Raw genomic sequence first — 18,892 nt, 5'->3', positions numbered from 1 at the left:
GTCGGTGAGCCCCGGTACGCTTCAGACATGAGTGCTGTTCCTCGTTCCGAGAAGCCGGTCGGCCGGTTCCGGCGCATGCTCGACCGGCTCTCCTCGTCCCAGGAGGACCTGGAGTCGGAGGAGCTGCGCGAGGACGCCGACACCGCGGGCTGCACCCGGATCGGCGACTGCCACGACCGGCAGATCGTCACGGTAACTGGTACCTTGCGCACGGTCACCCTGCGGCCGCGCGCCGGAGTCCCGGCCCTGGAGGCCGAACTGTTCGACGGCTCCGCAGCGCTGGACGTGGTGTGGCTCGGCAGGCGTTCCATCGTGGGCATAGAACCGGGACGCAGGCTGATCGCATCGGGCCGGATCTCGCTGAGCCGGGGCCGCCGGGTGCTGTTCAATCCCAAGTACGAACTGAGACCCCTCGGTAGGGAGTAGCCGGTGACGTCGCTCGACAAGCCGACCGAAGACACGCAGGCGGAGGACGCCCGGGCGGAAGACGCGCGGGCGGTGACCGAGGCCGCGCTCTTCGAGGCGTTCGGCGGTGTCCGGGGCATGGTCGAGACGGTCCTGCCCGGACTGCTCTTCGTCACGATCTTCACGATCAACAAGGACCTGCACTGGTCGGCGATCGCCGCCCTCGCGGTCTCCGTGGTGCTGGTCGTGGTCCGCCTCGCCATGCGGGACACCGTCAAGCACGCCTTCAGCGGGGTCTTCGGCGTCGCCTTCGGTGTCGTCTTCGCGATGATGACCGGCAACGCCAAGGACTTCTACCTCCCCGGCATGCTCTACACGCTGGGCCTGGCGCTGGCGTACATCGTCACGACCCTGTGCGGGGTCCCGCTGATCGGCCTGATCCTCGGCCCGGTCTTCAAGGAGAACCTCTCCTGGCGCACCCGCAACCCCGGCCGCAAGAAGGCGTACGCCAAGGCCAGCTGGGCGTGGGGCCTGATCCTGCTCGCCAAGTGCGCGATCCTCTTCCCGCTGTACTGGTGGGCCAACACCGCCCAACTCGGCTGGGTGCTCGTCGCGTTGAAGATCCCGCCGTTCCTGCTCGCGGTCTGGCTCACCTGGGTCTTCCTGGCGAAGGCGCCGGCGCCGATCGACGTGTTCGCGGAGATGGAGGCGGCGGAGAAGGCCGAGGAGGAGCGCAAGGCGGCGCTCGCCGCGGAGAGCGGCGAAGGGGCGACGGCCGTGGAGAGCGGCGAGACCTCCGGCGGACGCCACCGCAAGTAGTCCCCCCCCCGCACGTGAGAAGGGCGCCCTCCGACTCCGGAGGGCGCCCTTCTCACGTGCGTGTCGTCAGCTGTCTTCCCGCCGTACCGACAGCAGGTCCTCCAGCTGCTCCTCGCGGGCCTGGGCGGCCACGAACAGCAGCTCGTCGCCCGCTTCCAGGGAGTCCTCCTTGGACGGGGTGAGGACCCGGGTGCCGCGGATGATCGTGACCAGCGAGGTGTCCTCGGGCCACTCCACGTCGCCGACCTGGGTGCCGGCCAGGGCCGACTCCTCGGGCAGCGTCAGCTCCACCAGGTTCGCGTCGCCGTGGCTGAAGCGCAGCAGGCGGACCAGGTCGCCGACCGACACCGCCTCCTCCACCAGGGCCGACATCAGGCGCGGCGTCGAGACGGCGACGTCCACGCCCCAGGACTCGTTGAAGAGCCACTCGTTCTTGGGGTTGTTGACCCGGGCGACGACGCGCGGAACGCCGTACTCCGTCTTCGCGAGCAGCGAGACGACCAGGTTCACCTTGTCGTCGCCGGTCGCGGCGATCACGACGTTGCAGCGCTGCAGCGCCGCCTCGTCGAGGGAGGTGATCTCACAGGCGTCGGCCAGCAGCCACTCGGCCTGCGGGACCCGCTCCACCGAGATGGCGGTCGGGGCCTTGTCGATCAGCAGGACCTCGTGGCCGTTCTCCAGCAGCTCGCCCGCGATGGAGCGGCCGACGGCACCGGCCCCGGCAATGGCGACCCTCATCAGTGACCGCCCTCCTCTTCAGGACCCCCGGCGAAGGCGGCCTCGACCTTGTCGACGTCGTCCGCCCGCATCATCACGTGCACCAGGTCGCCCTCCTGCAGGACCGTCTGCGAGGTGGGCAGCATCGCCTCGCCGAGCCGGGTCAGGAACGCGACCCGGACCCCGGTCTCCTCCTGGAGCCTGCTGATCTTGTGGCCGACCCACTTCGGGGAGGCGTGCACCTCGGCGAGCTGGACCCCACCGGTGGGGTCGCGCCACAGCGGCTCGGCGCCCGAGGGCAGCAGCCGGCGCAGCATCTGGTCGGCGGTCCAGCGGACCGTGGCGACGGTCGGGATGCCGAGGCGCTGGTAGACCTCGGCGCGCCGGGGGTCGTAGATCCGGGCCGCGACGTTCTCCACACCGAACATCTCGCGGGCGACGCGCGCGGAGATGATGTTCGAGTTGTCGCCGCTGGAGACGGCGGCGAAGGCGCCGGCCTCCTCGATGCCCGCCTCGCGCAGGGTGTCCTGGTCGAAGCCGACTCCGGTGACGCGGCGGCCGCCGAAGCCCGGGCCCAGCCTGCGGAAGGCGGTGGGGTCCTGGTCGATCACGGCGACCGTGTGCCCCTGTTGCTCCAGGGTCTGGGCGAGAGCGGAACCCACTCTGCCGCAGCCCATGATGACGATGTGCACGACCGTCCTTCCGGTGTTCAAAAGTTACTGCTCAGCCCCATCAGGTTCTCAGACCGAGGCCCAAGCTACACACGCACCGTCCCGGCCGGGCACCCCTGTGCCGCGCTCATCGCCGAGTGATGCTGCGCACGCTCCAGGCGGTGAGGATTCCGAGGCCGACGAGGGCGACCGTGGCACCGATCAGCTCTGCGGTCGCGGGCATGGGACCTCCGAGGTGCGAAGACAGGCGGGGTCTGCCATCTAGGCACGGATCGGGCGTAAGCTGCGGAATCCGCAGTTCCAGCCGTCACCTTTTTCACTCGGGAGGCAGATCCCGCACTGCGGCTGGAGACCTGCCAGGTGGAAGGCCTACGATCCTCTCTCGTGTCCAAACTGACCGACGTGCCCAAACGGATCTTGATCGGGCGCGCTCTGCGCAGTGACCGGCTGGGCGAAACGCTCCTGCCGAAGCGCATCGCACTCCCCGTCTTCGCCTCCGACCCGCTGTCCTCCGTCGCCTACGCGCCGGGGGAGGTCCTGCTGGTCCTGTCCATCGCGGGCGTGTCGGCGTACCACTTCAGCCCCTGGATCGCGGTCGCGGTCGTCGTGCTGATGTTCACGGTGGTCGCCTCCTACCGGCAGAACGTGCACGCCTACCCGAGCGGCGGCGGCGACTACGAGGTCGCCACCACCAACCTCGGCCCCAAGGCGGGCCTGACCGTGGCGAGCGCGCTGCTCGTCGACTACGTCCTGACCGTCGCCGTCTCCATCGCCTCCGGCATCGAGAACCTCGGCTCCGCGATCCCCTTCGTCGTCGAGCACAAGGTGCTGTGCGCGGTCACGGTGATCGTGCTGCTGACGCTGATGAACCTGCGCGGCGTGAAGGAGTCCGGCAAGCTCTTCGCGATCCCGACGTACGTGTTCGTCGGCGGCGTCTTCATCATGATCGCGTGGGGTGCGTTCCGGGGGCTGGTCCTCGGGGACACGATGCGCGCCCCGACCGCGGACTACCACATCAAGGCCGAGCACCAGGGCCTGGCGGGCTTCGCCCTCGTCTTCCTCCTCCTGCGCGCCTTCTCCTCCGGCTGTGCCGCGCTCACCGGTGTCGAGGCGATCTCCAACGGCGTCCCGGCCTTCCGCAAGCCGAAGTCGAAGAACGCGGCGACCACGCTGGCGGCGATGGGTCTGCTGGCGGTCACCATGTTCTGCGGGATCATCGCGCTCGCCGCGGTCACCAAGGTCCGCATGGCCGAGAACCCGGCCACCGACCTGATCCACAACGGCGTCGCGCTCGGCTCGGGCTATGTCCAGAACCCGGTGATCTCCCAGGTCGCCGAGGCGGTCTTCGGCAAGGGCAGCTTCCTGTTCATCGTGCTCGCCGCCGCCACCGCCCTCGTCCTCTTCCTCGCCGCGAACACCGCGTACAACGGCTTCCCCCTCCTCGGCTCGATCCTCGCCCAGGACCGCTACCTGCCGCGCCAGCTGCACACCCGCGGCGACCGGCTGGCCTTCTCGAATGGCATCGTGCTCCTTGCCGGCGCGGCCGCCCTGCTCACGGTCATCTACGGCGCCGACTCGACCCGCCTGATCCAGCTGTACATCGTCGGCGTGTTCGTGTCCTTCACGCTCAGCCAGACCGGCATGGTCCGGCACTGGAACCGCCACCTGGCGGTGGAGAAGGACCCGGCCAAGCGCAGCCACATGATCCGCTCCCGCGCGATCAACGCGTTCGGCGCCTTCTTCACCGGCCTGGTGCTGGTCGTCGTCCTGGTCACGAAGTTCACCCACGGCGCCTGGGTGGCGCTGCTCGGCATGTGCATCTTCTACGCCACCATGACCGCGATCCGTAAGCACTACGACCGCGTCTCCGAGGAGATCTCGGCCCCCGAGGAGCCCGACGACGACCTGGTCCGTCCCTCCCGAGTCCACTCCGTCGTGTTGATCTCGAAGATCCACCGTCCCACCCTGCGCGCCCTGGCCTACGCCAGGCTGATGCGCTCGGACACCCTGGAGGCGCTCACCGTCAACGTCGACCCGGCCGAGACGAAGGCGCTGCGCGAGGAGTGGGAGCGGCGCGGGATAGACGTGCCGCTGAAGGTCCTCGACTCGCCGTACCGCGAGATCACCCGCCCGATCATCGAGTACGTCAAGGGCCTGCGCGCCCAGTCCCCGCGGGACGCGGTCTCCGTGATCATCCCGGAGTACGTCGTCGGCCACTGGTACGAGCACCTGCTGCACAACCAGAGCGCGCTGCGTCTCAAGGGCCGGCTGCTGTTCACCCCCGGCGTGATGGTGACGTCGGTGCCCTACCAGCTGGCCTCCTCGGAGGTGGCGCGGAACCGGGCCCGCAAGCGCCAGGAGTGGAACGCGCCCGGCGCGGTCCGGCGCGGTCCGGCGGAGCACCGGCCCAAGGAGCACAGCGGGAGCTGACGGGGCGGGGGAGCGTGTGCGGACGGCCGCAGGGTGCCGTCTCCCACCTCCCCCACCGTGCGGACACGGCGGGCATCGGCGACCACGTAGACTGGTGGGCTGTCGTCGGCCCCCGCCCGGGCCGTTTCCCTCCCCCTTGATCTGGAGTCACCCCGCCATGCAGGCAGAACCGAAGAAATCGCTGGTGGGGACGGAGTACGAGGTCGAGGTCGGCCCGGTCGCGCACGGCGGGCACTGCATCGCCAGGACCGCCGAGGGCCAGGTGCTGTTCGTCCGGCACGCGCTGCCCGGCGAGCGGGTCGTGGCCCGGGTGACCGAGGGCGAGGAGGGAGCCCGCTTCCTGCGCGCCGACGCGGTGGACATCCTGGACGCCTCCAAGGACCGGGTCGAGGCCCCCTGCCCCTACGCCGGCCCCGGCCGCTGCGGCGGCTGCGACTGGCAGCACGCCAAGCCGGGCGCCCAGCGCCGCCTCAAGGGCGAGGTGATCGCCGAACAGCTCCAGCGGCTCGCGGGCCTCACTCCCGAGGAGGCCGGCTGGGACGGCACGGTGCTGCCCGCCGAGGGCGACAAGCTGCCGGCGGGCGAGGTGCCGCAGTGGCGGACCCGGGTGCAGTACGCCGTCGACGCCGACGGCAACGCGGGACTGCGCCGGCACCGCTCGCACGAGGTGGAGCCGATCGAGCACTGCATGATCGCGGCGCCGGGCGTCAGCGAGCTGGGCATCGAGGAGCGGGACTGGTCGGGCATGGCCGCGGTGGAGGCGATTGCCGCGACGGGCTCCCAGGACCGCATGGTCATCCTGGAGCCGCGCCCGGGCGCCCGCCTCCCCCTGGTCGAACTCGACCGGCCCGTTTCGGTCATGCGGGTCGACGAGCACGACGGCGGCATCCACCGCGTCCACGGCCGCGCCTTCGTCCGCGAACGCGCCGACGGCCGCACCCACCGGGTCGGCAGCGGCGGTTTCTGGCAGGTCCACCCGAAGGCGGCGGACACCCTGGTCACGGCGGTCATGCAGGGTCTCCTCCCGCGCAAGGGCGAGATGGCGCTGGACCTCTACTGCGGCGTCGGCCTCTTCGCCGGCGCCCTCGCCGACCGCCTCGGCGAGAAGGGCGCGGTCCTCGGCATCGAGTCCGGCAAGCGCGCGGTGGAGGACGCCCGCCACAACCTCGCCGACTTCCCGCGGGTCCGCGTCGAGCAGGGCAAGGTCGAGTCGGTCCTCCCGCGCACGGGCATCACGGAGGTGGACCTCATCGTCCTCGACCCACCTCGCGCGGGCGCGGGCCGCAAGACGGTGGAACACCTGGCGTCGCTGGGCGCCCGCCGCATCGCCTACGTGGCCTGCGACCCGGCGGCCCTCGCCCGCGACCTGGCGTACTTCCGGGACGGGGGGTACCAGGTGCGGACACTGCGGGCGTTCGACCTGTTTCCGATGACGCATCACGTGGAGTGCGTGGCGATCCTTGAACCTGCCGCGAAGAGCCTTTGACCTGCGAGTTCCCTGATTTTCGAGGTTCCGGGCGGGTCGGCTGGACCTTTTTTCGCGGATCCACCGCGTGGAGCGCTTCGCAGGCGCGCACCGTGTGTCTCACCTGTGGTTTTCGCGTACCGGGGCGCGTGTGGGGCGTGCTTCGGTGGGCCGGCCAGTCGGGCATGAGCCCCGGCGCTACGACGCCCTCGAGCCGGACGCCCTTGAGCAACCGGTGCTCGCTGCCGCCCGCACGCCGATCGTGCCCACGCGCACCGACGAGTCCGCCATCAAGGGCACGGAGCGCATCAGCAAGAACTTCAAGTCGTCAAGCCGCAGGTGAACCCCTACCTCCAGATGGCCGGAGCCTTCCTCCACGGCTCCACCCCCTCCGCCACCCTGATGCACGGCTCGGTACGCGAGGACATCCGTACGACCTCGGGCGAAGGCACACCGATCCTGGAGACGATCGTCGGCTACCGGGGGCCCCGGCCCGCAACGCCCGCAGGAAGGGGCTGCTGTTCGGCGAGTACGCCGAACTGCTCGCGAAATTCGCGACCCGTACGACGTGAAGTCCGGCCGCGCGAAGGCGGACGGCGCGCGCTCTCAGCGCAGACCGTCCCACAGGGACCGAAGACCGCGGCGCGGGTCATGATCCGTGGCCGACGTCGCCGCGAAGCGGCGGACGGTCCGCCGCGGAGCATCGTAGGCGGGCCAGCCGGGACTGCCGGTGGCCGCGAAGGAGACCCAGGCGGCGTGCATGCTGTCGGCGATCGCCTGGGGCGGGTGGTCGCCGAGCAGGGGCGCGAAGGCCGGGTCGGCCAGGTTGTCGAAGACGAAGGGGACGTCCAGCGCATGGCACGCGCCCAGCGCGCCGTCAAAGGCGGGGGAGGGCCAGGCGAACTCGTAGACGAAGGCGCGAGCACCGTGGCGCGCCTGGGCCTCGGCCAGGCGCAGCGCGGGCAGGCGGTAGAACCAGTCGGTGGCGATGTCCGTGAACACCTCACCGGGGCTCGCTCCGGGGACGGCGGCGCGGTAGGCGGCGACGCCGCTGCCGGGCGGCAGGCCATACGCGGCGGCGGTGCGTTCCACAAGCTCGTCGGTCACCAGAGCGCTCAGCCCGGAGACCACGGTGAACAGGCGGAACTCGTCGCTGGTGCAGCCCACCAGGATGTCGACACCCGCCGCCGCGCCCGCGGCGATCGCGTCCATCGGTGCGCAGGGAAGAGTGTCGTTGTCGACCACCGGTTCGAAGGGCATCAGGTTGAGTGCGACCTCACCCCACAGTGCCGGGTCGGGGCGGGCGGAGATCTCGCCGCGGAGCCGGAGTTGCGCGGCCAGCAGTCGGTCGACGGGTACGGCGGCGAGGGCGGGCCGGGTCGGCGGTACCTCGAGGATCGCCGCGAGGCGGGCGGCGACCAGGGCAGCGCTCTCGGGAACGAGCGCGTGATGGGCCGCTCCGCTCTGCAGCGCCGCGCGGTGGAAGAGACCCTTGGCCGCAGGCATGGCCAGCAGGGCGCCGATGCTCATGGCGCCGGCCGACTGGCCGAACACGGTGACGCGGTCGGGGTCGCCACCGAAGGAGGCGATGTTGTCGCGGACCCATTCGAGCGCGGCGATCTGGTCCAGCAGTCCCAGGTTGGCCCGTGCGGGGTCGCCGGGGCCGAGGTGCAGAAAACCCTCCACGCCCAGACGGTAGTTGAGGGTGACCAGAACGATGCCGTCGCGGGCGAACGCGGTGCCGTCGTAGCCGGTGAGCGAACCGCAGCCGTTGCTGAAGGCCCCACCGTGGACCCAGACCAGGACCGGCAGCCGTCCGGCCGGTTCCGGGGTCCACACGTTGAGGTTGAGGAAGTCGTCGCCCGGGACGAGTGTCTCGGGGAGCAGGCGGTCCATCGGCGGCGGGTACGGTGCCTGAGGCGCGGTGGGGCCGTACGCGTCGGCGTCACGGATCCCGTCCCACGCGGCCGGCGGCTGCGGGGGTGCGAAGCGCAACGGCCCGGTGGGAGCGGCCGCGTAGGGGATGTTCCTGAAGCCGGCGATCCCGGCAGGACCGGTGACACCGCGGACCAGGCCGTGGCGGGTCGCGAGGACCGGTTGCATGGGCACTCCTTCGCGCGGAGGGGGTACGGGGAGCCGGTTCGCTCAGTGACCGGCGCTGACGATGCGCAGCGCGAACTGCGCGTACTGTTCGGCGACCTGTTCGCGGGTGCGCTGGAGGGCGGGGCCGAACCACTGCGCGACCTGTACTCCGAGGCCGCCGATCGCGGTGACCGCCAGCAGTGGATCGTCGAGCTCGAACTCGCCGTTCTCGATGCCGCGTTCAAGGACGTCGGCGAGCAGGCGGCGGCATTCCTCGCGCAACCGGAGCGAGGGCGCGGCCAGTTCGGGTGACAGGGCGTGCAGTTCGCTGTTGGTGACCACCGCCAGCAGCGGATAGTCGGTGTGGAGCAGCACATGAGCACGGACCAGGGCGGCCAACTGCCGGGCGGCGCTGTCGTCACGGGTGCCGTCGGCCGCCTCCGTCAGCCGGGTGCGCATCTCCTCGTGGCCGATGCGCACCAGCTCGGCCAGCACGTTCCCCTTGGACGGGTAGTGCGCGTACAGGGTCGCGGAGTTGATGCCGACCATGCCCGCGATCTGCCGGATCGAGGCGCCGGCGAAGCCGGACTCGGCGAACAGCTCCAGACCCGCCTCGAGGATCCTGCCCCGGGTGCCCGGCGGTGTGACGCCCTCGGGGAGAACCGCCCCCATCGCGACGACCCGGCGGGGCTCCCAGTCGGGAAGTTCCACGGCTGCTCCTGAAGGCTCGGCGAGATTTCCAACCAATCGATTGGTTGACACCGTAACCCAGAAGCCGGATGGTGTCTCGCAACGCCCCTGAAACAACCAATCGATTGGTTGGAAGCCTGGTCGTGCTGTCCGCTCCGGCAGTCGGCCGCGATCACTGGAGGAGCCCGCCCGTGAGCCGTTCCGCCACCCGCCCTGCCGAGCCGGCGAACCTCGCAACCCTGCTGACCGCGAGCGCGGAACGCGCCCCCGCGCGGATCGCCGTGCGCCTGGGCAAGGAGACCCTCAGCTACGCCGAACTGGAGGACGGCTCGTCACGGACGGTGGCCGTGCTGCGGCACCACGGCGTGAACCCCGGCGACCGGGTGGGGCTGATGGTGCCGAACGTCCCGGCCTTTGCCGTCCTCTACTTCGCCGTCCTGCGCGCAGGCGCCGTGGCGGTACCGATGAACCCGCTGCTCAAGGCGCGCGAGGTCCGCCACTGTCTCTCCGACTCGGGCGCGGCGCTGCTGCTGACCTGGGAGGACCACGCGGCCGAAGGGCGTGCGGCGGCCGCGGACTGCGGTACCCGTCACCTGGTGGTCGGCCCCGTAGGCCTGGGCGAACTGTGGGCGGCGCACGAGCCTGTGACCGAGGTGGCGGACCGGGCCGGCGAGGACACGGCCGTCATCCTCTACACCTCGGGCACCACCGGAACCCCCAAGGGCGCCGAACTCACCCACGCCAACCTCACGCGCAACACCGAGGTCTGTGCCCGCACCCTGCTGCGGCTCGGCGAGGACGACGTGATCTTCGGCGGCCTGCCGCTGTTCCACTCCTTCGGCCAGGTCGTCGGCCTGAACTGTGCCGTCGCGGCGGGTGCCTGTCTGACCCTGCTGGCGCGGTTCGACCCCGCCGAGGTGCCGGCGCTGATCGAGCGCGACCGCGTGACGGTCTTCCTCGGCGTGCCGACCATGTACGCCGCGCTGCTCGCCCGGGGCGGACCGGGGACGGCCGACACGTCGTCGCTGCGTCTGTGCATCTCCGGCGGCGCGGCCCTGCCGGTCGAGGTCCTGCACGGCTTCGAGACGGCCTTCGGCTGCACCGTCCTGGAGGGGTACGGCCTCTCGGAGACCTCGCCGGTCGCCTCCTTCAACCACCCCGAGGGCCCCCGCCGTCCCGGCACCATCGGCACGCCGATCGAGGGCGTGCGGATGCGGATCCAGGACGACCGGTGCCGCCCGCTCCCGGACGGCGAGCCGGGCGAGATCGCGGTCTGCGGACACAACGTCATGAAGGGGTACTGGCGGCGCCCCGAGGCCACCGCCGAGACGATCGTGGACGGCTGGCTACGCACCGGTGACATCGGCGTCCGCGACCCGGACGGCCTCTTCCGGGTCGTCGACCGGAAGAAGGACCTGATCATCCGCGGTGGCTTCAACGTCTATCCCCGTGAGATCGAGGAGGTTCTCTACGAGCACCCCGCGGTCGCCGAAGCGGCCGTGGTCGGCGTTCCGCACCCCACCCACGGGGAAGAGGTCGCCGCCGTGGTCACCCTCCGGAGCGGCGCCGTCAGTACCCCCGACGAGTTGCGCGACTTCGTCCGCGCCCGCGTCGCCCCGTACAAGTACCCGCGTCTCGTCCGGATCGCCGACCTGCCCAAGGGGCCGACCGGCAAGATCCTCAAACGCGCGATCACGGTGTCGGCGGACCCCGCCGACGAGCCCGGCTGATCCGGCCGGTGTGCGCGGTGCCCGCGCTCACCGGCCCACCCGTGTCCGCGTCCCCCGCTCCTGTGCCCTCGGCCGGGCCCCGCCCGGCCGTCCGGCACGGGGCGCTCCGGGCCGGACGGCAGGACCCTTCCCGTCCTTTCGCCGCCGTGCCCCCGTAAGAGACCGTCCACAGGGGCGGTCCTCCCTTCCCAACACAACGGAGTGTGCTCCATGAGATTTCGCTCCCTGCGCAGGGCGGCGCAGGCCCTCGCCGCCCTCGGGGTCGCATTCGCCCTCGCGGCGGTCGGCCCGGCCGTGTCGGCCCGGGCGGCCACGCCGACCCTGCCGGATCTGAACATCACCGGCACCTATGTCACCGGCGTCTCCTCCGGCGGCTTCATGGCGACCCAGCTCCAGGTCGCCTACTCCGGCACCTTCGACGGCGCCGGCGTCTTCGCCGCCGGGCCGTACGACTGCGGGCAGGGGCATGTGATCAAGTTCGTCACCTGCGACCTCGGCCTGGGCGTCGACGACCTGGAGCGGCAGGCCGAGGACTGGGCGTCCGAGGGCCGCATCGACCCGGTCGCGAACCTGCGGGGCAAGCCGGTCTACACGTACCACGGCTACCTCGACCCGGTGGTCAACCCGCTGGTCTCCCGGGCCGGCGTCGACTTCTACCGGCACTTCGGCGCCGACGTCACCTACCACGACTCGGACCCGGCCGGACACTCGTGGCCCACCCCCGACGGCGTCGTCCCCTGCGCCCTCACCCTGCCGCCGTTCCTGAACGACTGTCACAACGACCCTCAGCGCGAGATGCTCACCACCTGGCTCGGCGGGGTCAATCCACGCAACACCGGCACCCCCGAGGGCACCCTCACGCACTTCGACCAGAACGCCTACGCTCCCGGCGGCTCGGCCCGTGCCCTGTCGATGGACTCCACCGGGCAGCTCTACGTTCCGCCGGCCTGTGCGAACGGCGCTCCCTGCAAGCTGGTGGTGGCCCTGCACGGCTGCCTGTCCGCCCAGCAGCTTCTCGGTACGGCCTTCGCGGAGAAGGGGAACCTCGACACCTACGCCGACACCAACAACTTGGTCGTCCTCTACCCGCAGGCCGTCTCCAGCGTCTGGCCGGTCAACCCGCAGGGCTGCTGGGACTGGTTCGGCTACCTCGGATCCGACTACGCCGTACAGAGCGCACCGCAGATGACCGCCATCGTCAACATGGTCCACGCCCTGGGCGCCTGAGCTCCACCACCGGCGGTACCCGCAGCGCGCACCCTGCGCTGCGGGTACCGCACGTCCGGAGCGGGATGTGCGGCGGCCCGATCAGGGGCGTGCCGTGATCAGTGTCTCCGCCAAGGCACGGGCGGCTGCCGAAGTGCGGTCGCGGTCGCCGGTGGCGACCAGGTCCAGGAGCAGCCCGCGGAAGGCGGCGAGCGTGAGGGTGGCCAGGGCGGAGGCGCGCTCCCGGTCGGCGACGCCGGCCGCGACCAGGTGGTCACCGATCAGTGCGAGCCAGTCGAGCACGATGCCGTCGAGGAAGTCCCGGTAGCGCTCCGGCTCGCGCACCGCATGGCCGTACGCCTCGAAGAAGAAGCGCCAGTAGCCCGACTGCTCCGGGGCCGACATGGCGTCCCAGACCGCCCCGATCGCACGGCCCGGCTCGGCGGAGACCAGTACTGCGGAGTTCACGTCGAGCACATGCCGGTCGTGGGCGCGGAAGGCCAGGAAGATCTCCGCGATGAGTTCTTCCTTGCTGCCGAAGTAGTAGAGCAGCGTCCTGTGCCCGATCCCCAGGGCCGCCGCCAGCGGACGGATGGACAGGCCGTCCAGCCCGTGCTGCATCACATAGGCCATCGCGGCATCGAGCAGTTCGCGCCTGCGCGGCTCCTGTCGGGCACGTACGGCTTCCGCCCTGTCATGACTGTCGTCCATGAGATACATCATATCGACCGCGTGAACCGATCGGTTCAAAGCCTGGCTAGGCTGGGCGATGCAGTGATTGAACCGATCGGTTCAATGATGTCTTGACGAAGGATTTCCATGGACCTGAAACAGCGCATCGCCGAGCGGCTCGACACCGCGCACGCCACCCTCGTAGGCCTCAGTCACGCCATGTACGACCACCCCGAACCGGGCTTCGAGGAGCACAAGGCTTCCGCCTGGCTGGGTGAGCTGCTCGTCGAGGCGGGCTTCACCGTCGAGCGAGGCGTGTGCGACCTGCCCACCGCGTTCGTCGCGACCTATGGCTCCGGCCCGTTGCGGATAGCCTTCGACGCGGAGTACGACTGCCTGCCGGGCATCGGGCACGCCTGCGGACACAATGTCATCGCGGCGACCTCGGCCGGAGCCGCCATCGCCGCCGCCGCGGTCGCCGACGAGCTCGGACTCACCGTCAAGGTGATCGGCACCCCGGCCCAGGAACTGGGCGGAGGCAAGATCCTGATGCTGGAACGCGGTGCCTTCGACGGTATCCATGCCGTGCTCATGGCTCACCCCGGCCCGCTGGACGTGGCGGAGACCGTGACGCTGGCCATGTCCCACTTCGACGTCGAGTACCGCGGGCGCGAGTCCCATGCGTCGATGTTCCCCGAGAACGGGCTCAACGCCCTGGACGCCCTGACCACCGCCCAGGTGTCGCTGGGACTCCTGCGCCAGCAGATGCGATCCACGGACCGGGTGCACGGCGTCGTACGCCACGGCGGAGACGCACCCCACGTCATTCCGCACCAGGTCACGGCCGAGTACATGGTCAGGGCGGCCGACATCGGCGAACTGCACGCGCTGGAGGCCAGGGTGCGCGACTGCTTCCAGGCCGGTGCCCTGGCCAGCGGCACCTCCATGGAACTGCGCCCCTACCACCCGCCGTACGCCGAACAGCGTCAGGACGCCGAACTGCTCGCGCTCTACAAGGTCAACGCCATCGCCGTCGGCCGCACCTTCCCCGACCTCGACCCGTCGCTGGTGCGACGGGCCGCGGGCGCCAGCGACTTCGGCAATGTCTCCCATGTCGTCCCGGCGATCCAGCCAAGCCTCGGCCTGGACTCCTTCCCGGCCGTACCGCACCAGGCCGACTTCGCCGCGCACACCGTCACGCCCGTCGCCGACCGCGCCATCCGGGAGGGTGCCGCGGCACTGGCCGGCACGGCGGTCGACGCCGCGCTCGTCCCGGAACTGCGGGCCCGGCTGACGGCCGCCTCCTTCGGCTCCGCCACAGCAGGGGAGACGGGCCGGTGAACCCGCCCGATGGGCTCACCGGCCCGTTCACCCTGCCGGACGTCACCCTTGTCCAGCCCGCCGAGTTCTCCACCCCCCACACCGAGCTGCAGATACGCTGCGACCGCATCGCGGCCCGTGCCGACGGCGGGGGCAGGATTCTCGAGGAGTACCGGGGCGCGTACGTGGTGCCGGGGCTCGTGGACATGCACACCCACCTGCCGCCGAAGAGTCCGCTCCACCTCACCGAATCCGTCCTTCTCCTGAACATCGCCCACGGCGTCACCACCATCCGGGACGCCGGCGACGCCGACGGCACCTCGGGGGACGCCGCCCGGCAGGCGATCGAACGCGGCCATCCGGGGCCGCGCCTGTCGACCGCCGGGTCGTTCGTCACCCGGGGCCGCACGCGCTGGCCCAACAGCGTGCAGATGACGGGGCCCGGACAGGCCGCGGACATCGTGGCGCGAGCGGCCGACGCCGGGCACCGCTGGATCAAGTCGTACGAGGGTCTCGGCATCGCCGACATCGCCGCCCTCGTCACCGAGGCCCAACGGCGCGGCCTCGGAGTGCTGGGCCATGTGCCGACCGCACTGCGTCACGACCAGACCCTTCTTCCCGACGCACAGCACTTCTTCGGGGTCGCCGATCCCGGTGACCTGGGTGCGGACACCGTACTGTGCCGCTCCACGGACTGGCAGGGCGTCACCGACCGGCGCCTGGAGGAGGTCGTCCGGCACAGTCTCGATCACGGTTTGGTCCACACCCCGACCCTGGTCGCCACCGAGGCGCTGCTCAGCTACCGCGACTACGACGCGGCCCGGCGCGACCCGAAGACCGGCATGCTGCCCCCGCTGTACGCGGACCGGCTCTGGCATCCGCAGCACGGCTTCCCGGTGTACCGGGGCATCGACGGTGCCCGCCTGGACCTGGTCGCCCACAGCCTCCGCCTCAAACTGCGCCTGGTGGGGTTCATGCACAGCGCGGGCGTACCGCTGCGCCTCGGTACGGACAGCCAGCCGTTCACCATTCCCGGTCAGGCGCTCCACACCGAGATGAGGCTGTTCTCCCAGGCCGGCGTTCCCGCCCCCGAGGTGTGGCGCATGGCGACCAGCGACGCCGGACGGACCCTGGGCCCCGGCCTGGGAGAGCCCGCGCTCGGGACCCTCGCTCCCGGCGCACCCGCCGACCTCCTCCTCTACGACGCCGATCCGACCTCGCGCACCGATCCGTACGACGGACTGAAGGCAGTCGTAACGCGCGGGCGGCTCTACACCCGCGCTGTCCTGGACGCAGCCCTCGCCGCCGACCGGCGCCGACTGCGCAGACCGCTGCCGGCGCTGCTGGGGCGCGTCGGCTCGAGGCGGGTGCTGAGAACGACCGACTTCGCCTTCTGACCGACGGCCTGGTCCGGCTCGCCGCGCAGCGCGTGAATGACGGTGAAGACGCTGCCGGGGTAGGCGTGGGTGAACCAGGCGTGTCCGTCGTAGCCGGCGCCCAGTTGGTGCAGGTCGATGGGGGCGATGTCGCCGGTGACCCGCCAACTGCCGTCACTGCGTTGGTAGGTGAAGTTGTCCCCGAGCTGGAGGGTGAACTTGCCGTCGTTCGTGCGGGAGTCGGCGCAGCCCTGGGTGTTGTCCTTCGGGTCGGGTACGTCGTCGATCAGCAGTCCGGACGGGGCGCCGCCGCAGGGGCCCGCCGTGTACTGGCGGTTGAGCGCGGGCTCGCCGGAGCCCAGGGAGTAGACGAGATTCTCGCTGGATCCGGTGGTGCTGTCCTCGCCTGCGCCCCTGATCCGCCGGCAGCCTGACGAACCCTCATGAATGAAGGACACTGAGCGGATGAGTGGCATACGCAGTGCTCTGGGGCCGTTGGAACGAGTCAATGGCCGCTGGATCCTGGGCGATCACCTACGGCCGGGCGGCACGTGGCTGGAGTTGCGCCCCGAGGGGCTGTATCAATTCACGGGCGAGTCCGAGGGGCAGTTGATTCCCTGGCCCAGGGTCATGCTGATCGGCTTCACGCTGGGCGCCAAGTATCCCCAGAAGGGCTCGTACGGTGTGCTGGCACTGCTGGGCGGGTTGCCGGGCCCCTGGAAGGGGCGTGGACGTGGATATCTGCACATGACACTGCGACACCCGTACGAGAACTGGTTGGCCTCCTTCGACCGCCACCCCCACTGGTACGACTCGACGGAGCTGGTGCTGTTCGAGGAACTGCTCAGGCAGACCGCCGACGAAGGCGAGGCGAACAGGCTCGCCGACTCGGATTGGTTGGGCCGGGCGGTCGAACTGCTGGTAACGCAGCGGCCACGGACCCCCAGTGGAGTACGCGAGGCGGTGGCCAGGGCCCGTCAATTGTGACGCGCAGTGGTAGGTGCCGTACCGGTCGCACACCCCGGTGACGCATCGGCGGAGACGAACGGGCCGAAGAAGCTGACAACAACCCTGCTTCCTGTGCCCAGGCGACAGACGGGACGCACATCTTGTGACAGCTGCCGTGCTCTGCCGCCCCGAAGCCGCTGCTCGAAACCTCTTGTTGGTGACTACCGTCGCGCCTCGGACCAGGTGTGACGCGTGGACCTCTGTGGCATCGTGCCGAACCCGGAACCGGCGTGCGGGGTGTGCTGTCGGGAGGTGTGCGCCGGACCTGTATCGTCCCGCACGACATGCCCGGCAGCCGGCCTGCGCCGAGGAGGATCGACATGACCAGCCATCGGCACCCGACCGGCTCGGACGAAGGACCAGCAGCGGGGCTGTCAGGGCCGCATGCTCCGGACCCGCGGGCCGCGGTCCGCCTCTCGCTGATGGTCGGGGCGCTCGGTGTGGTGTTCGGCGACATCGGGACCAGCCCGATCTACACCCTCCAGACGGTGTTCAACCCTGGCGACCCGCACCCCGTCCCGGTCAGCACGGAGAACGTGTACGGGGTGGTGTCCCTGGTGTTCTGGTCGGTGATGATCATCGTCACGGTCACCTATGTCCTGCTCGCGATGCGCGCCGACAACGACGGCGAGGGCGGCATCATGGCGCTGATCACCCTGCTGCGCCGGTGGAGCGGACAGCGCGGCGCGCGGGCCGCCGGCATCCTGGCGGCCCTGGGCATCTTCGGCGCGTCGCTGTTCTTCGGCGACAGCATGATCACACCGGCGATCTCCGTGCTGTCCGCGGTCGAGGGCCTGAAGGTCGTCGAGCCGTCACTGGGCGACGCGGTCGTGCCGATCACCGCGGTGATCATCGTGGTGCTGTTCCTGGTGCAGCGCAGAGGAACCGCGGCGGTGGGCCGGGTGTTCGGGCCGATCATGATCGCCTGGTTCCTGGCCATCGGCGCCTGTGGTGTCGTCGGCATCGCCGACCACCCGGAGATCCTCAAGGCCCTGTCGCCGACCTATGCGGCGGGCTTCCTGTACGGCCACTTCGGGACCGCCTTCTTCGCCCTGGCCGCGGTCGTGCTCGCGGTCACCGGCGCCGAGGCGCTCTACGCCGACATGGGGCACTTCGGGCGGCGCCCGATCACGCGCGCCTGGCTGTTCCTCGTCTTCCCGGCGTGTGTCCTCAGCTACCTCGGCCAGGGCGCGCTGATCCTCGCCGACCCGGGCAACATCAGCAGCCCGTTCTTCCTGCTCGTGCCGGACTGGGGACGCTGGCCGATGGTCCTGCTGGCCACGGCCGCCACGGTGATCGCCTCCCAGGCGGTGATCACCGGCGCGTACTCGGTGACCTCCCAGGCGGCACAGCTGGGCTACCTGCCGAGGCTGCGGATCGCGCACACCTCCGAGTCCGCCGTGGGCCAGGTCTACGTCCCCTGGATCAACTGGCTGCTGATGGTCTCGGTCCTCACCCTCGTCTTCGCGTTCCGCAGTTCCGCGGCGCTGGCCTTCGCCTTCGGTATGGCGGTCACCGGCACGATCACCATCACCACCCTGCTGTTCTTCTACGTCGCCCGCGCCAAGTGGGGCACACCGCGCTGGCTCATCGGTACCGGCGCCGCGCTGCTGCTGACGGTGGATCTGCTGTTCGTCGCCGCCAACCTGACCAAGCTGGTCCACGGCGCCTGGCTGCCGCTCCTGATCGGCCTCACCGTGTTCACCGTCATGACCACCTGGCAGCGCGGCCGCGAGCTCGTCACCGCCGAACGGGCCCGGCGCGAGGGCCCGCTGGACGAGTTCATCGAGGAACTCCGTGCCAAGGAGGCGACGACGCTCCGCGTGCCCGGCACGGCCGTCTTCCTCAATCGCGGCAAGCAGACCGCGCCCCTGGCGATGCGGGCCAACCTCGAACACAACCACGTACGGCACGACCACGTCGTGATCCTGGCCATCACGACCGAACCCATTCCCCGCGTCCCGGCCGACCAGCGGATCACCGTCGACGGCCTCGGCTACGCCGACGACGGGATCGTCCACGTCACCGCCCACGTCGGCTACATGGAGACACCGGACGTGCCCGGCGTCCTGGCGGCGCTGGACCCGGCCTCGACCGAGGGGCCGCTGCAACTCGACGAGGCGTCCTACTTCCTGTCCACGATCGAGCTCCGTCGCGGAAAGGCGCCGACGATGGCGCCCTGGCGCAAGCGCCTGTTCATCGCCACGTCCTACATCACCGCGGACGCCGCCGAGTACTTCGGCCTGCCCCGCGACCGGACGGTCATCATGGGCTCGCACATCGAGGTGTAGGCGAGCGCCG

General features: G+C 70.7%; 16 protein-coding genes. 11 read left to right on the top strand and 5 right to left on the bottom strand.

Annotation, left to right across the window (positions count from 1 at the left end):
• Positions 1 to 27: 27 nt before the first annotated feature.
• Both ABT137_RS28345 and ABT137_RS28340 read left to right on the top strand, forming a co-directional pair.
• A complete protein-coding gene (locus ABT137_RS28345; protein WP_351713763.1) occupies positions 28 to 426 on the top strand; it encodes an OB-fold nucleic acid binding domain-containing protein in 399 nt (132 codons plus the stop codon).
• A 3-nt stretch (positions 427 to 429) separates the two neighbouring features.
• On the top strand, positions 430 to 1,224 hold the full coding sequence (locus tag ABT137_RS28340) for a DUF3159 domain-containing protein (RefSeq protein ID WP_351713761.1): 795 nt from the start codon (positions 430 to 432) through the stop codon (positions 1,222 to 1,224).
• A 66-nt stretch (positions 1,225 to 1,290) separates the two neighbouring features.
• Here ABT137_RS28340 and ABT137_RS28335 read toward each other — a convergent pair whose 3' ends face one another.
• Positions 1,291 to 1,962, bottom strand: a complete 672-nt coding sequence (locus ABT137_RS28335; RefSeq protein WP_351713759.1) for a potassium channel family protein — start codon at positions 1,960 to 1,962, stop codon at positions 1,291 to 1,293.
• A complete protein-coding gene (locus ABT137_RS28330; RefSeq protein WP_351713757.1) occupies positions 1,962 to 2,633 on the bottom strand; it encodes a potassium channel family protein in 672 nt (223 codons plus the stop codon). Before ABT137_RS28330 ends, ABT137_RS28335 begins: the two co-directional genes overlap by 1 nt.
• A 363-nt stretch (positions 2,634 to 2,996) precedes the next feature.
• Here ABT137_RS28330 and ABT137_RS28325 point away from each other — a divergent pair, with 363 nt between their 5' ends.
• From ABT137_RS28325 to ABT137_RS28315, 3 genes are all read left to right on the top strand, one after another.
• Positions 2,997 to 5,042, top strand: a complete 2,046-nt coding sequence (locus ABT137_RS28325) for an APC family permease (protein WP_351713755.1) — start codon at positions 2,997 to 2,999, stop codon at positions 5,040 to 5,042.
• Between the two features lie 157 nt (positions 5,043 to 5,199).
• Positions 5,200 to 6,528, top strand: coding sequence for a class I SAM-dependent RNA methyltransferase (locus ABT137_RS28320; protein WP_351713753.1), 1,329 nt, complete (start codon positions 5,200 to 5,202; stop codon positions 6,526 to 6,528).
• A gap of 67 nt (positions 6,529 to 6,595) precedes the next feature.
• Positions 6,596 to 6,850, top strand: coding sequence for a hypothetical protein (locus tag ABT137_RS28315; RefSeq protein WP_351713751.1), 255 nt, complete (start codon positions 6,596 to 6,598; stop codon positions 6,848 to 6,850).
• A 263-nt stretch (positions 6,851 to 7,113) separates the two neighbouring features.
• Here the strand turns inward: ABT137_RS28315 and ABT137_RS28310 are convergent, their stop codons facing one another.
• Positions 7,114 to 8,610, bottom strand: a complete 1,497-nt coding sequence (locus tag ABT137_RS28310; RefSeq protein ID WP_351713749.1) for a carboxylesterase/lipase family protein — start codon at positions 8,608 to 8,610, stop codon at positions 7,114 to 7,116.
• A 42-nt stretch (positions 8,611 to 8,652) separates the two neighbouring features.
• On the bottom strand, positions 8,653 to 9,300 hold the full coding sequence (locus ABT137_RS28305) for a TetR/AcrR family transcriptional regulator (protein ID WP_351713747.1): 648 nt from the start codon (positions 9,298 to 9,300) through the stop codon (positions 8,653 to 8,655).
• 170 nt (positions 9,301 to 9,470) lie between these two features.
• Here ABT137_RS28305 and ABT137_RS28300 point away from each other — a divergent pair, with 170 nt between their 5' ends.
• Positions 9,471 to 11,009: a long-chain-fatty-acid--CoA ligase gene (locus tag ABT137_RS28300; RefSeq protein ID WP_351713746.1), complete on the top strand. Its 1,539-nt coding sequence runs from the start codon at positions 9,471 to 9,473 to the stop codon at positions 11,007 to 11,009.
• Positions 11,010 to 11,219: 210 nt separating this feature from the next.
• The gene (locus tag ABT137_RS28295; protein WP_351713744.1) at positions 11,220 to 12,236 is read left to right on the top strand and encodes an extracellular catalytic domain type 2 short-chain-length polyhydroxyalkanoate depolymerase; all 1,017 of its coding nucleotides are present in this window, start codon (positions 11,220 to 11,222) and stop codon (positions 12,234 to 12,236) included.
• 81 nt (positions 12,237 to 12,317) lie between these two features.
• Here the strand turns inward: ABT137_RS28295 and ABT137_RS28290 are convergent, their stop codons facing one another.
• A complete protein-coding gene (locus tag ABT137_RS28290; protein ID WP_351713742.1) occupies positions 12,318 to 12,926 on the bottom strand; it encodes a TetR/AcrR family transcriptional regulator in 609 nt (202 codons plus the stop codon).
• A 108-nt stretch (positions 12,927 to 13,034) separates the two neighbouring features.
• Here ABT137_RS28290 and ABT137_RS28285 point away from each other — a divergent pair, with 108 nt between their 5' ends.
• The 4 genes from ABT137_RS28285 (at position 13,035) to ABT137_RS28270 (ending at position 18,882) form a co-directional block, all read left to right on the top strand.
• Positions 13,035 to 14,228, top strand: coding sequence for a M20 family metallopeptidase (locus ABT137_RS28285; protein ID WP_351713740.1), 1,194 nt, complete (start codon positions 13,035 to 13,037; stop codon positions 14,226 to 14,228).
• Positions 14,225 to 15,604 carry an amidohydrolase family protein gene (locus tag ABT137_RS28280; protein ID WP_351713738.1) on the top strand — a complete coding sequence of 460 codons (1,380 nt, stop codon included), beginning with the start codon at positions 14,225 to 14,227 and terminating at the stop codon, positions 15,602 to 15,604. Before ABT137_RS28285 ends, ABT137_RS28280 begins: the two co-directional genes overlap by 4 nt.
• Before the next feature lie 444 nt (positions 15,605 to 16,048).
• Complete coding sequence (locus ABT137_RS28275) at positions 16,049 to 16,570, top strand: hypothetical protein (protein ID WP_351713736.1); 522 nt, start codon at positions 16,049 to 16,051, stop codon at positions 16,568 to 16,570.
• Positions 16,571 to 16,911: 341 nt separating this feature from the next.
• A complete protein-coding gene (locus ABT137_RS28270; RefSeq protein ID WP_351713734.1) occupies positions 16,912 to 18,882 on the top strand; it encodes a potassium transporter Kup in 1,971 nt (656 codons plus the stop codon).
• The last annotated feature ends 10 nt before the right edge of the window (positions 18,883 to 18,892 follow it).

The sequence above is a fragment of the Streptomyces sp. NPDC001980 genome (assembly GCF_040296885.1).
In the GTDB taxonomy this organism is placed as follows: domain Bacteria; phylum Actinomycetota; class Actinomycetes; order Streptomycetales; family Streptomycetaceae; genus Streptomyces.
Note: the sequence above shows the minus strand (reverse complement) of the source record. Positions and strands in the feature narration are given on the sequence as shown.

Coding starts and splice junctions, on each gene's coding strand:
- ABT137_RS28285 (WP_351713740.1), top strand. CDS start 13,035: ATGGACCTGAAACAGCGCATCGCCGAGCGGCTCGACACCGCGCACGCC.
- ABT137_RS28320 (WP_351713753.1), top strand. CDS start 5,200: ATGCAGGCAGAACCGAAGAAATCGCTGGTGGGGACGGAGTACGAGGTC.
- ABT137_RS28270 (WP_351713734.1), top strand. CDS start 16,912: ATGACCAGCCATCGGCACCCGACCGGCTCGGACGAAGGACCAGCAGCG.
- ABT137_RS28345 (WP_351713763.1), top strand. CDS start 28: ATGAGTGCTGTTCCTCGTTCCGAGAAGCCGGTCGGCCGGTTCCGGCGC.
- ABT137_RS28275 (WP_351713736.1), top strand. CDS start 16,049: ATGAGTGGCATACGCAGTGCTCTGGGGCCGTTGGAACGAGTCAATGGC.
- ABT137_RS28290 (WP_351713742.1), bottom strand. CDS start 12,926: ATGGACGACAGTCATGACAGGGCGGAAGCCGTACGTGCCCGACAGGAG.
- ABT137_RS28295 (WP_351713744.1), top strand. CDS start 11,220: ATGAGATTTCGCTCCCTGCGCAGGGCGGCGCAGGCCCTCGCCGCCCTC.
- ABT137_RS28335 (WP_351713759.1), bottom strand. CDS start 1,962: ATGAGGGTCGCCATTGCCGGGGCCGGTGCCGTCGGCCGCTCCATCGCG.
- ABT137_RS28310 (WP_351713749.1), bottom strand. CDS start 8,610: ATGCAACCGGTCCTCGCGACCCGCCACGGCCTGGTCCGCGGTGTCACC.